The sequence below is a fragment of the Ruegeria hyattellae genome, from assembly GCF_041537925.1.
GTDB lineage: Bacteria > Pseudomonadota > Alphaproteobacteria > Rhodobacterales > Rhodobacteraceae > Ruegeria_C.
The window spans coordinates 1-11,415 of the sequence record NZ_JBGOSH010000033.1 but is presented as its reverse complement, the minus strand read 5'-3'; the positions used below and the strand labels follow the sequence as shown (position 1 = coordinate 11,415).

11 protein-coding genes and 1 pseudogene are annotated in these 11,415 nt (G+C 54.5%); 3 read left to right on the top strand and 9 right to left on the bottom strand.

The window, feature by feature from the left end:
* Nucleotides 1-720: amino acid permease (locus AB1E33_RS29410; protein ID WP_372580779.1), on the top strand; the 720-nt coding region annotated here is incomplete at its 5' end.
* A gap of 23 nt (nt 721-743) precedes the next feature.
* Here the strand turns inward: AB1E33_RS29410 and AB1E33_RS29405 are convergent.
* Nucleotides 744-1,892 carry a phosphatidylserine decarboxylase family protein gene (locus AB1E33_RS29405; protein WP_372580778.1) on the bottom strand — a complete coding sequence of 383 codons (1,149 nt, stop codon included), beginning with the start codon at nt 1,890-1,892 and terminating at the stop codon, nt 744-746.
* 361 nt (nt 1,893-2,253) lie between these two features.
* On the opposite strand from AB1E33_RS29405, the pseudogene AB1E33_RS29400 reads away from it, so the two are divergent.
* Nucleotides 2,254-3,141, top strand: a pseudogene (locus tag AB1E33_RS29400) (IS5 family transposase); the annotation flags it as partial.
* 366 nt (nt 3,142-3,507) lie between these two features.
* Here the strand turns inward: AB1E33_RS29400 and AB1E33_RS29395 are convergent.
* The 8 genes from AB1E33_RS29395 to AB1E33_RS29360 all read right to left on the bottom strand — a co-directional run bounded on the left by AB1E33_RS29395 (nt 3,508) and on the right by AB1E33_RS29360 (nt 9,708).
* Complete coding sequence (locus tag AB1E33_RS29395) at nt 3,508-4,485, bottom strand: IS5 family transposase (protein WP_372580777.1); 978 nt, start codon at nt 4,483-4,485, stop codon at nt 3,508-3,510.
* Nucleotides 4,486-4,536: 51 nt separating this feature from the next.
* On the bottom strand, nt 4,537-5,031 hold the full coding sequence (locus AB1E33_RS29390) for a hypothetical protein (RefSeq protein WP_372580776.1): 495 nt from the start codon (nt 5,029-5,031) through the stop codon (nt 4,537-4,539).
* A 214-nt stretch (nt 5,032-5,245) separates the two neighbouring features.
* Entirely contained in the window at nt 5,246-5,641 is a 396-nt protein-coding gene (locus AB1E33_RS29385) for a hypothetical protein (RefSeq protein WP_372580775.1), read from the bottom strand.
* Between the two features lie 270 nt (nt 5,642-5,911).
* Nucleotides 5,912-6,172 carry a hypothetical protein gene (locus AB1E33_RS29380; protein WP_372580774.1) on the bottom strand — a complete coding sequence of 87 codons (261 nt, stop codon included), beginning with the start codon at nt 6,170-6,172 and terminating at the stop codon, nt 5,912-5,914.
* A 77-nt stretch (nt 6,173-6,249) separates the two neighbouring features.
* Nucleotides 6,250-6,723, bottom strand: coding sequence for a hypothetical protein (locus AB1E33_RS29375; protein WP_372580773.1), 474 nt, complete (start codon nt 6,721-6,723; stop codon nt 6,250-6,252).
* 137 nt (nt 6,724-6,860) lie between these two features.
* On the bottom strand, nt 6,861-7,604 hold the full coding sequence (locus AB1E33_RS29370) for a porin family protein (protein WP_372580772.1): 744 nt from the start codon (nt 7,602-7,604) through the stop codon (nt 6,861-6,863).
* A 149-nt stretch (nt 7,605-7,753) separates the two neighbouring features.
* Nucleotides 7,754-9,151: a DUF1214 domain-containing protein gene (locus tag AB1E33_RS29365; RefSeq protein ID WP_372580771.1), complete on the bottom strand. Its 1,398-nt coding sequence runs from the start codon at nt 9,149-9,151 to the stop codon at nt 7,754-7,756.
* 203 nt (nt 9,152-9,354) lie between these two features.
* The gene (locus AB1E33_RS29360; RefSeq protein WP_372580770.1) at nt 9,355-9,708 is read right to left on the bottom strand and encodes a helix-turn-helix domain-containing protein; all 354 of its coding nucleotides are present in this window, start codon (nt 9,706-9,708) and stop codon (nt 9,355-9,357) included.
* A 172-nt stretch (nt 9,709-9,880) separates the two neighbouring features.
* Between AB1E33_RS29360 and AB1E33_RS29355 the strand changes: the two genes are divergently transcribed.
* Nucleotides 9,881-10,897 (top strand): AraC family transcriptional regulator, encoded by a 1,017-nt coding sequence (locus AB1E33_RS29355; protein ID WP_372580769.1) that lies wholly within the window; start codon nt 9,881-9,883, stop codon nt 10,895-10,897.
* The last annotated feature ends 518 nt before the right edge of the window (nt 10,898-11,415 follow it).

The following is an 11,415-nucleotide window of genomic DNA, read 5'->3' as shown; positions in this document are numbered from 1 at the left end:
GTGCTGTTTGTGCTGGTGTCGATCGTGCCGTTTGGGGTGATGTCACAGGGTGAACTGGCGACATTGGCACCGCCCTCCACGGCGGCAATCCTGGGCAAGCTGGTGGGATTGTGGGGCGAAGTGATGATCAATATCGGCGTCATCATCGCGCTGCTCAGTTCCTGGCTGGTTTGGACATTGCTTGTTGCGCAACTGCCTTGGGCCTGTGCGCGAGATGGAACCTTCCCCAAAATCTTTGCCAAGACAAACAAAGCGGGGATTGCATCCTTCTCGTTGGTCATCTCGACCGCCATCATGCAGGCGGCGATCATTCTGGTCTTTTTTTCCAACAACGCCTGGAACCTGATGCTGTCAATCACTGGCGTTGTGATCTTGCCCGCCTATATCGGATCGGCGGCGTTTCTGTGGAAGGTAATCTGGTCCGGCGCCTATCCCGCGAATGCCAAGGTCGGCAAGGTGCCGGCCCTGGTGATCAGCATGATCGCAACGGGTTTCGGACTTTGGCTGGTCTATGCCGCGGGTGTGCAGTTCATGCTGGCCGGCGCGGTGATCTATGCCATTGGGCTGCCGGTTTTCTACTGGGCACGCAGGTCAAGCGCACGGGGCGAACACGCGTTCACTGGGGCCGAGGCGCTGACGGCGATCGCGCTTTTCCTGCTCGCGGCCGCCGCCGTCTGGATGTTGATCACCGGGCAGCTGCCGCAGGTCTATTCCAAATGATGTGCTAGACCTGCGTCTGCTTTCTAGGGTGATTTTCGCGGCCCGACAGTGGCGATCCGCTCGTTCACCAGAATGTTGGTGCTGTCCAGCCCCGGCGACTGCCCGTGTAGGTCAAAGGTGATATCGACCTCAGGCCGGAACAGCAGGCAATGCGTGGACCCGCCAAAGTGGAACATCCCGATCTCGTTACCCTTGGTAACGTGCTGGCCCTCATAAACGGTAACATCGCAGGTAGAGACCTCGGCCATGCCGATCGAAACGAAACACATCAGCCCGATATCGGGGTTGTCGGCCTCGATGAAGATCAGCGCACGCGTTGCAACCTCGGCGATGTAACCTTGCGAGGCATTGGGGCCTGATGGATCCAGGCCTTCGGCCATGATCTCGGAGTAATATGTGCCGTCGATCACTCGCGTCTTGACGACACGCCCCGAGACAGGGGCATGCCAACGGTGATAGCTGAAGGCGCTCAGAAACGCCTGATAGACGGTCCCGCCATCGAACTGATCCGTGTAGGGATCGTTGTCGAGCATGAATTGCAGTGCGTAGGGCTGCGCCTTGATCCAGAACTGGTCGCGCAATTTCACCTCCTGCGCCACACGGTAAGGCGCAGACTCACAGGCGTTCACGACAACGGCGTCGTTGTCCGGGTCGGCAATCGGCCGTATGCCCTCACGGAACCGGCGGGTAAAGAAATCGTCCCAGGACTTGAACCCGTAGTGGGGCAACGAGGGATCGCAGATGAAGTCCTCGGCAAAGGTCGGCATCGCTTTTTTCGCATCCGCGCCGAACCAACCGGATTTCGGATCATCGCTGAGGACCGATGTGCTTTCGGGTGATTGCAGGAACACGGCCCATTCGTTCAGCATCGCCCGCAAATAAGCATCGACCTTGTCGTCCAAGAACCCGGCCCAGCCGCCGACATTTGCCATCGACCAATCAAGGATCGCGTTGAATGGAAATCCCACAAGCCCACTTTCATTGAACTCGGGTGCATGCGTCATTATCGTATTGAAGAGGCGCAGCATATGTTCATGGTCGCGAACCTGTGGTTTGCCTGTCGGCGAAGTCTTGCGGCTTTCAGGCACATCCTGAAACATCTGCGTAAAGAACATATAAGCTTTCGCATCAGTCTCGATCAGCGTCTTCAGATTTTGCACCGCCGGAAGCAACGGACTGGTGTCCTTATCAGCCTTCGCAGCGGCTCTGTCGCAGGTTTTGCTCGGCCCATGGACGCCGCCGCTATCTCAGACCTTTCTGTCGCCGCCAGCGCAATGTGCTGACTTCCCCCATTCGGGACAGGTGCAGCAAAAGCAACCTTTCTCCGCAGACTGTGAGTTGGAACAGACACAAATTCTGGCAGCGCAGCGAATGGCCGCTAAGCAGCCTTTAGACGACTTTGTTGCACGGATTGGTGCCGTGACGTAGACGCTGACATATTTCCAAGGATGAGCGCAGTGAATGCCTTTCAAGTTTAGCGACCCGAACCGGGACAAGTTCCCGAAGCCCAGGTATTAGGTCACGAATTGGGCAAAGTACAACGAGAGTTTGAGGCTTCGAGGCGACCTGACGATCTGGTTTGACCGTGGTCTGTTGTCCGGTTGGCGCGCAACCGGGGCCAGGAAACGGGGCGGGAACTTGGTGTATTCCGACCTCGCGATTGAGACCTGCCTGACGCTGCGGTGTATCTTCAGGCAGGCATTGAGGCAAACGCAGGGCCTGGTGCGCTCGCTGCTGAAACTGGCAGGGATCACTCTGCCTGTGCCGGATTTCTCAACCCTGAGCCGTCGTGGCAGGACGCTCAAGGTTCGAGCAGCGGCACGGACAAGCTCAGGACCGATCACCTTGATTGTGGATAGCACTGGCCTGCGGGTTCACGGCGGTCGCGACTGGATGAAAGAAAAGCATGGCCTCCCCAAGACTAGAAAAACTTGGCGAAAGCTGCACGTCGGGCTTGATCCTGACAGCGGCGAGATCGTTGCATCCAGCCTGACAACCGAGCATGTCGGTGACCCGGCTGAATTGCCGAAACTGTGCCACCAAATCACGCAGCCGGTGAATAAATTCATTGCTGATGGCGCCTATGACGGCGAACCCACGATCGCCACGATACAGTCTGCTTTTGGTCCTGAGGTCGAAGTCACCATCCCTCCGCCGATCAATGCCGTTCCCGGTAAGAACGATCAGCGCAACAGCCATCTGGAGGCAATCCGAACCAGAGGTCGAATGGCTTGGCAAAAGGCCACAGGTTACAATTTAAGGTCACGCGTGGAGGCACAGATTGGGCGCTACAAGCAGATCATCGGACCAAAACTTCAGAGCAGGAAGCTGGAGACGCAAAACGTTGAAACCCAAATCGCTGTGAAGGCCCTGAACCGCATCACCCAAACCGGTCGTGCGGTCTACGCCCGTGTGTCATAGCTCCATGGGAAAAGGGGACTTCTCGTTCCCAAGTAGATCCGTGCAACACAGTCACCTCAAATGGCATCGTCAACTACTACGAAGAATTCCACCACTTTTCGATTTCGGTTCTTGAAATTGACGCATTTTGGCCAATGGCAACAATTCCGAATTTATCCGGTAACGCCCTTTCTTCAAATGTCTTGTGACGTCCCACAACGTGCACTTCCCAAGCATGGTCTGAGCTGGATGGCAAAAGAGCCTTTAACCTTAGTATGCCATCTGGAATCCTTTCGAGGCGCCTTAGAATATCGTCTCGAGACATTGAAATCGGCGTTGTTGCATAGATCGGCTGCGCTTTGAAACGCGCCCTACCCGAGATGGATTTCAGGCAACGCGTTCGAAACTCGGGCGGCAAAATTCGGTCATCCGGTTCAGAATTAGGACGCCGATCTGAGCTTCAGTCTTTTGGGTTTCGAAAGCGCGCGCCTTTAACTTGGGCCCGATGATCCCCTTCCAGCGACCCATGAGGGTTTCGACTCGGCTGCGTTGATTGTAGCCAGAAGCTTTCTGCCAAGCCACCCGCCCGTGGGCTGAGATGTCGGCGATACGGCAGTCTCGCGCCGTCGGATCCTGGCCCGCATTGGCGCTCAGGATCGCGGTTTTGGGAGGTGGGATCGTAACCTCGATCATCGATCCGAACCGAGCGGCAAGCAAATCAGATGTTGGTTCTCCATCATATGCGCCGTCTGCCAGAAAGAGAGCAACTGGTCCGCCTACTTGATCAAGCAGGCCCGGCAAGGCCGTTGGATCGCCGACGTCATCCGTGGTCAGATCGGAGCTGACAATCTCGCCACTGACAAGATCGAGACCGAGGTGCAGCTTGCGCCAAGAGCGCCGTTTGCGCTTGGTTTTATGCTTTTCCTCAAGCCATTCACCCTCACCGAATATTTTCAAGCCGGTACTGTCAACGACGAGGTGGATCGCGGATTGCCTGTCCGCCCTTGGCCTCGCCTGCAATTGCAGGCTGTTGCCCCGGCGAGACAGGGTGGAGAAATCAGGCACCGCAATCTCAACACCAAGCAAGGCCGCAATGGAGCGCATAAACCCTTGGGTCTGGCGCAGCGGTTGTTTGAAAACCACTCCCAAGGTCAGACAAAGTTCAATCGCCAGATCCGAGTAGCGGGGTTGCCCGCCACGCGTCGTTCGGCGCGCCGCCGACCACAGGCCAAGCGCCTCATCGCTGATCCAAATCGTCAGATCACCGCGCTGCCTCAAACCCTCGTTGTATTCAGCCCAGTTGGTCACACGATGCTTCTGCTTGGGGATCTTTGCCCGGCGACTAGCGTTGAACTTGTGCGGCATTCACGACATCCTGATGGAAACAAACCGCGTCAGTAACAGCCAACTGCCGATCTATGCAACAAGGCCGTATTGTAGTGAAAAACCTGCCGACAATGACTTGGTAAAGCTATAGCGAAATTCGCTTTGGAACGCGACACCGTCTTGTTCGATCTCTAAAGGCTCCCCGAGCAAGAACAGGTCATAATTCAGATCGGCCAGACCAAGCAAGAACATGATATTGTAACGGTTGTGGTCAAGCGACAAGCCGCTCCCGAGCGCAACAGCATAGCTTCCCTTGTTTGTTCCAAAGGCTCCTCCACCCAGGATGGAGGTATTGGATCCCTCATCAGCTTTGAACAAATACCCACCCCCCAAGACCAGCCCAGCCCCAAAGGTTGGGTCATTGACTGGGATTGGCACAGCAACGAAGGAACCCTGACCAAATCCCAGTTTGTTCTGCTCTTTTTTTGATTGTTTTGTGCCATTCGCGGGACCTGCGTCACTCGTTTCTTGAGCGGTTGTCACGGTAGGCGCGATCCAGATCGCCGTTGCGAGCACTGCTGACACGAGTTGTCTCCGGCCATTCATGTGAGTACGCTCCTATGTCGTCTTATGAATGTGGTTGATCAGATTGTATCGGTTCTTCATCTGCTATCTCGGCAACACGGATAGAGGTGCCGGGTCCGGCGCGGCTCAATGTGTGTGAGTCCGTTAAGCGATCCCTCCCAGCGCCGGAAGATCCGGGGACTCTGCCAGTTTACACCACCGATCGAGAACCGCTCTAATGGTCGAGGCAATGCCCACGCGCGATACCAATTTCCAGCGTTTCACCGACATTGTATTCGTTGATATCGTTACCCATGGATTTCGGCGTGACACCCGCGGTAACAGGATCGGTCGTGAACTGCACGGCAGAGAGACGGTCTGTGGTCTCACTCGGACCCAATCCACGTGCGATCGACATTTTTTCGCCAGGTCGTTTTTTTTGTTTGATCTCCGCGTACATGCCGGCAGCACACCAGAACGCGTCACCAGATACATCGTCGCGAGCGACAACTTCAAAAACGCTATCATCCACCGGATTGACAGCCATTCCGTTAGGTGCCTCGAATGCCATGGCGATGGTTGGCAAAATCGGTACCAACACCAATGGGACCGTCTGAAGGTTCAGTTTCATTTCAAAATCCTCACTTTTTGTTTGCTACGATGGGAACGACCTGGTCACCAAATTCTGATCAGTTTGGGTCGCCAATACATTTCTCCAGAACGCAACATTAGCATTGTGGAATTACTGATTTTGGGTGCCGTTGTAATGAATGGGCGCAATAAGGCTAGTGCTGCAGCAGATCTGGCCCACGTGATCATTCGCGTTCAAACCAGTTGGCACCGGATTTCGTTTGTCAGGTTCTTGGACTACCTTTCTTTATCTCGGCCAACGCCGCCTTTCTCATTTCGGAAACAAGAATGTGACCTGAAACCGAGCACCCCATCCGTCAGGTCCCCCATCCGGAGTGCCAGCCCAATAGCGCGCGCCAAGACCAAACTGGACCGGTTGTTTGCCCAACTTCACGACCTGGGAGACGACAAAGTTGATCGGGATCGACCATTCTTCTGCTTCCCAATCATACGTACTCTCGGTGTCGAGCGTGAATGTCGTGGCTTTTGGCGTTGTGTATGCCAGAAACGGTTGCAAGAACGTTGCAGACACTTTGCCGTTCTCCGAATTGCCACTGACGGACCAGATATGGTTGGCAAGACCTCCAACGGTCCAGGGACCTTGTTGTTTTAGGACAACTCCAGTCGGACCAATCCCCCACTGGTCCGGTGCGATGTCATCAGAAGCGGTCGGCAGTTGGATGACTGGTCCCACACCCCAGACGATACCGTTTGCGGTTGGCTTTTTTGGGGAAAAAAGAAGCTTTGAACGATATTGCCAAGTCCGCTTTGCGATCCTGATCCCTGTCTGAGATCATCCTGATCGACCAAAGGTATGATCGTCCGCGAAATGACGTTCCAGTCCGGACTGATCGAGATCGGGATCACAGGCTGGATATTGACGAAGCCCTTGTTGCCAGAGCCGTCGCCATACCCTTCGTCATAGTTGAACTGAAATGGTACGCTGATGAGATCTGCAATTGGGTTGGAGAGCTTTTTTGCAAGGTCTGCGCTTCCTCCTCCGGAAGAACTATTCTCCGTTTGCCCCGTCGCAATCGCTGGAAATGCGAGAGCTAGCATCAATATCAGGGTACTACGTAGCATTTGATGATCCTCCAAGCTGGTCTGGTCTTTTGCGTGACCCGCACCAGCAAAGATCCTGTTTCAATGGCGTGTCGGACTGGTAGGCCTGAGCGTTGTTCCCCTTCGCGGACCCTATGCTAGACACCATGGTTTGCGACCTAGAACCGATAGGCCGCGCCGAAGACCGGGCCGGATTGGCTGAATGAGAAGTCGTCGCCATCAATCGCGTGATCGACAGAAATGTATCTGTAGCCCCCCCGAAGTACCCATCGGTCCTTGAGTGCATAATCAGCTGTCAGGAGAACCTGCCAGGTTTCGCTGCCGCTGCTGAAACCTCCATAATCCATAAATGCAGTCCCCGCCCACTGATCGGACAGTTTGAATTGGGCACGGACACCAATGACCGGATCTGTCCAGTTGTCATCAACTGTTGTTGTCCGCCCCGCAGCCAAACCGGGGTTCAGCGTGAAAACGGTTTTGGTGTCGAACCAGCGAAATCCGGCTGCGGCGTCCAATTTCACTTCGTCTGTTTCATAAACACGGTAGGCGACGTATCCGTTCAGGATTTGGGTCGTGGCCGTCGTATCCAAATCGGAATACACTCCACCGGGCGTCGAATTTCCAAACGAAAGATCGGTGTACATGTAATCGGCCAGAAGGCTCCAGCGTCCGTTGCTGGCGCTGAAGGCCCCCATGAACGCCATATCCAGATTGCTCAGCGCATCGCTGAAACTCAAGGTACTGTCGACCTCGCCGAAACGCGTATCCATCGATGACTTCGTTTCGGCCGCAAACAGGTAAATGGTTGCTTCATAGCTCCAGTCGCTTTCCTGGGCCACCAACGGCGTGCAGGGCAGAGCGAGGCAGGAGCAGAGCGCTAATTTCTGTGCATAACAGGCCATCAAGCTCTCCGTTTTTCCTAAGCCAATGTTGAAGGCACCTTGCGAGTTTGAAGCGCTGCGTCGGCGTCACTCATGCACCCCGTAATCTGGTGTCTGCACCCCGGCGCCGCAGATTTTGCGCCGGGGCGTTCTTCAATCATCAGGCTCAATTACTTTACGATTTCGGCCTTCGGTGCTTTCCAGGTCTTCATCTCTTCCAGATCGGGCTGGTAGATCCGCATGATGATGTCGATCCCCAGATTCTCTCGGGTTATCGGAAGCCAGTTCTCTTTTGGAACGCCTTCGGGTTGCTCGGCCGAGATGTGAATCTCGATCCCGCCTTCGGCGTTCAGCTTCATGCCAGCATTTTGACCCACGCTGTATTTGTCTTCTTTGTTCGGGATGAAGTAGCCGTGCTTGGTGTCATAAAGTGTCGCTGACCAAAATGCGATTGCCGGCGGCATCTCGTCCTTGGTCATCTTGATAACATAGTCATTCTCGGCATTCATCGGCTTGCCGTCCGTAGTAGTAACGCCCGGATACATCGCCTCGCTGGCTGGCTGGCCCAACGGCCCGACCACGGATTGCAGGAACATCGTGTCGATATCAATCTTTCCTTTGGGCTGGAACACTTTGTAGAGGTAAGGCGCGACCTCTTTGGGCGAATTCCAGATGGAATTCTCGTGGGCGTACATTTTGGCCGCAGTTGCCGCCAAGCGCTTGTAATCCAATGTTTTCGGCGCATTTGGATCAAAGTCCTTGCCCGGCTCAACTCCAACCTGCTGGAGTGCGGCCAGTGCTTCTTTGTCCATTTCATATTTCTCGGGATCGAAAGAGGTGTAGTTGAACACCCACTGCATCACTTCCAGGAAATTCTCAGCATAGACATTCGCGTCAGTCGAGTATTTCGGCGTGTTCAGAGGGGTCACCGGTTTGGCAGGCTTGCCCTGGAACTCTGACAGGGTTTGCAGTTTGACTTCCTTGATCGCTGCCATGTTTGCTTTGAATTTGTCCGGGTCGTTTGCCTGCGGCATGACGCGCAGAAATGCCATCCCAAACTCTCCGGACATTTCAAATATCTGGTCGACGCCATCGACCTTTTCCCCGGAATACCCGTCGGTGCGTTCAGAATAGTACAGGATCTTGGTGGGTTTCTTGAAGTCGCCGTTGGATGTGGCAAGGGGAATGTTGACGTAGTGATCCATTGCCGAGACCTCAAGTGACACGAATTTGGAGTCGAATGCCGGGTATTCGATCACCACCGCGTCGTCACGCATGTCCAGCATCGAAAGCACATAAAGCGTATCGTTGTTTGGACGCGGAAGCGCGCGCACCGATGCATTGGCCAAGCCCTTTGGGTACGCCGTCTTATTCCACCCGCCCGAAGCCAGAGGGTTTTTGGGATCGACCACGAAGTTGTTGAGCGTATTGAACAGGGCAACGTATTGCGTGGAGCGCTTCACAAGGTTTTCCAGTTCCGCATCGCTCAGTTGATCGGCTTTCAATGGGAGAGCAACGGCGAGCCCGATGGTGGCGGCCGAGGCTATACTTTTAATAATTGGTTTCATTTTTCCCTCCGGAAAATTGTTAAATGCGCTAACCGTACTGGTAAGTATCGTTATGCTTCTTCATCGCCTGTATCTGGGGCTATGCGGCCCGATACTTGGTTGTTCAAATCTAACTGGCTGCTTTGGCCTCAAAACTTCTCAACCATGCCAGGATGAAATCACAATCAGTTCCGGATTTCTGACCATTTTGCGCCACGAACCATCTAAGGTTTCCGCCTGCAGGTACGGCGCCGATAGTTAACCGGGGTTGCCTCATTCCAACGTACAAAAGCGCGCGTAAAACTGCTGGGGTTTTTGTAGCCCAGCCGTTTGGAAATTGACGCAATAGAAAGCTCGGAATGGGCAAGCATGGTCAATGCTGCATGATTTACAGCCTGGTCGCGTATCCCCGAAAATGTGAATCCTGACGCGTTTAGGTATCTCTGTAACGAGCGTCGGCTTACACCCAATTCATCTGCCACGCGTTGGACCGTTGCCTCGCCGTCTCGTGCCAAAGCATTTACCACAACTGAAAGGGCGGCAATGTCGATCCGCCGTCCTGCGTTTGGGCGCGGCATACTCAACTCCCTGATGGCTCAAATTTCGGCTTCGATTGTACGTGGCGTGGTCACCGACGTCTGACCAATACGCGCCGCACTCGCTAAGATTGCGAACCGGCGCAATTTGTGGATACATTTCAAGGGCGACGGACAGCTATTTACATGAAGCCAGCCAGAGAGGGTTTTCTGGATGAGAGCATTACCTTTAATCCGCGCGGCACACCTTCTCACCTACACGTCTTCATTGCGCGACATCGGAGCGCCAGTTGATCGAGAGCTGAAACGCGCGAAGCTTCCGACAATGATCGAGGAATGCCCGGATGCTTATCTCAGCCTGCCGCAGGTTTTTGAGTTTATTGAGCGGTGTAGCCGTGACCTGAATATCGTTGAGTTTGGACATCATGCAGCTCTTTCGGCACGGATCTCCGGCCTGTCACAAAAAACGCAATCTGCATTGCTGAACGCGCCCTCTGGTCTGGCGCTTGTTCAGTCGTTCGCCTGCGTTGCGCACGTCGAAAGTACGGCCTCTTCTGTAGGCGTACAGCAAGAGGGGCCCCTCTATAGAGTTTGCTTTGATCTGGTCGATTTTAGAGACCACAATGCCTTGGCTGCGCCAGAATGGGTCGCGGTTCATGCGTTTGTCGAAATGCTGCGAAACGTCTGTGGCGCGAATTGGTGCCCCGATGAAATTACCCTGATGTCTCATTCTGCAGGGCATATCTCGACAGAAACAGCTTACCCAAACACCAGAATCAAGTTTGGTCATCGGCACACTTCCATCACTGTTCCTGTGGCCAACTTGGCAGTGCCCTGCGCGTCCCCTGTTGAGAACGGGCCCGCTGAGCCGGTGGTTTCTCCGGAAAGGATCGATTTCATCGGAAGCCTTCGACGGGTTGTCGCCCCGTATATTGAGGAGTCTCATCCATCCCTGAATCTCATGGCCGAAATCACAGGTACGTCGCGCAGGACTCTTCAACGAACACTGTCCAGACACGGCAAAACCTACACTTCAATAATTCAGGAAGCACGGTTCCAGAACGCCTGTTTGCAGCTGGATGATCCAGGCACAAAAATAATCGATATCGCATTTTCTGCGGGCTATGAGCACCCACAACATTTCACGCGCGCATTCCGGAAATACACAGGACTGACACCTAGCCAATATCGGCGAAGACCATCGACAGAGAATTCCGACTGTGCGAGCTGAAGGTTCGACTTTGTGCGCTCTTTGATTGTACTGGACGATGCGATGTACGGTTAACTGCCTTTGGCGCACGTGCAGCGAAAGTTCACTTAGTTGCGAAATCTGTGAGTTCGACACGCCTCCTTTCTCGCTGGTGCAGCGAATGGCGGCAAAGCGGGCTGCGACCGCAGCATGTAGGTTGGCTGCTGGATGTCTCCTTTGGGCCGTCATCAAAGAAGTATGTGGCCTTTGGTTTCCGCATGCTGCGTCAGCTCCGAGGGCAGCAGCGAGGCCAAAACGCCAGTTGCTGAGATCTATTCGAAGTTCCGTTTTTTGGTTGGCGGGTCAGCCAATTCCGACTCGCCATCCCTCTCCGGTATTTAGAACTTACCGTTCCCGTGGGCGTTGTTGCGTAATTCACGCGTGAAGCGTGACGGCCCCTTTCCCCACGGGTGTCATGCCACACGAACGATTTCGGCGGTGACGAGAGTATTGAAGCGGTTCATGAGAGCTACGCGGATGTGGATTTCTGCGGATTGTCG

Coding starts and splice junctions, on each gene's coding strand:
- AB1E33_RS29395 (WP_372580777.1), bottom strand. CDS start 4,485: ATGCCGCACAAGTTCAACGCTAGTCGCCGGGCAAAGATCCCCAAGCAG.
- AB1E33_RS29385 (WP_372580775.1), bottom strand. CDS start 5,641: ATGAAACTGAACCTTCAGACGGTCCCATTGGTGTTGGTACCGATTTTG.
- AB1E33_RS29375 (WP_372580773.1), bottom strand. CDS start 6,723: ATGCTACGTAGTACCCTGATATTGATGCTAGCTCTCGCATTTCCAGCG.
- AB1E33_RS29370 (WP_372580772.1), bottom strand. CDS start 7,604: ATGGCCTGTTATGCACAGAAATTAGCGCTCTGCTCCTGCCTCGCTCTG.
- AB1E33_RS29365 (WP_372580771.1), bottom strand. CDS start 9,151: ATGAAACCAATTATTAAAAGTATAGCCTCGGCCGCCACCATCGGGCTC.
- AB1E33_RS29360 (WP_372580770.1), bottom strand. CDS start 9,708: ATGCCGCGCCCAAACGCAGGACGGCGGATCGACATTGCCGCCCTTTCA.
- AB1E33_RS29355 (WP_372580769.1), top strand. CDS start 9,881: ATGAGAGCATTACCTTTAATCCGCGCGGCACACCTTCTCACCTACACG.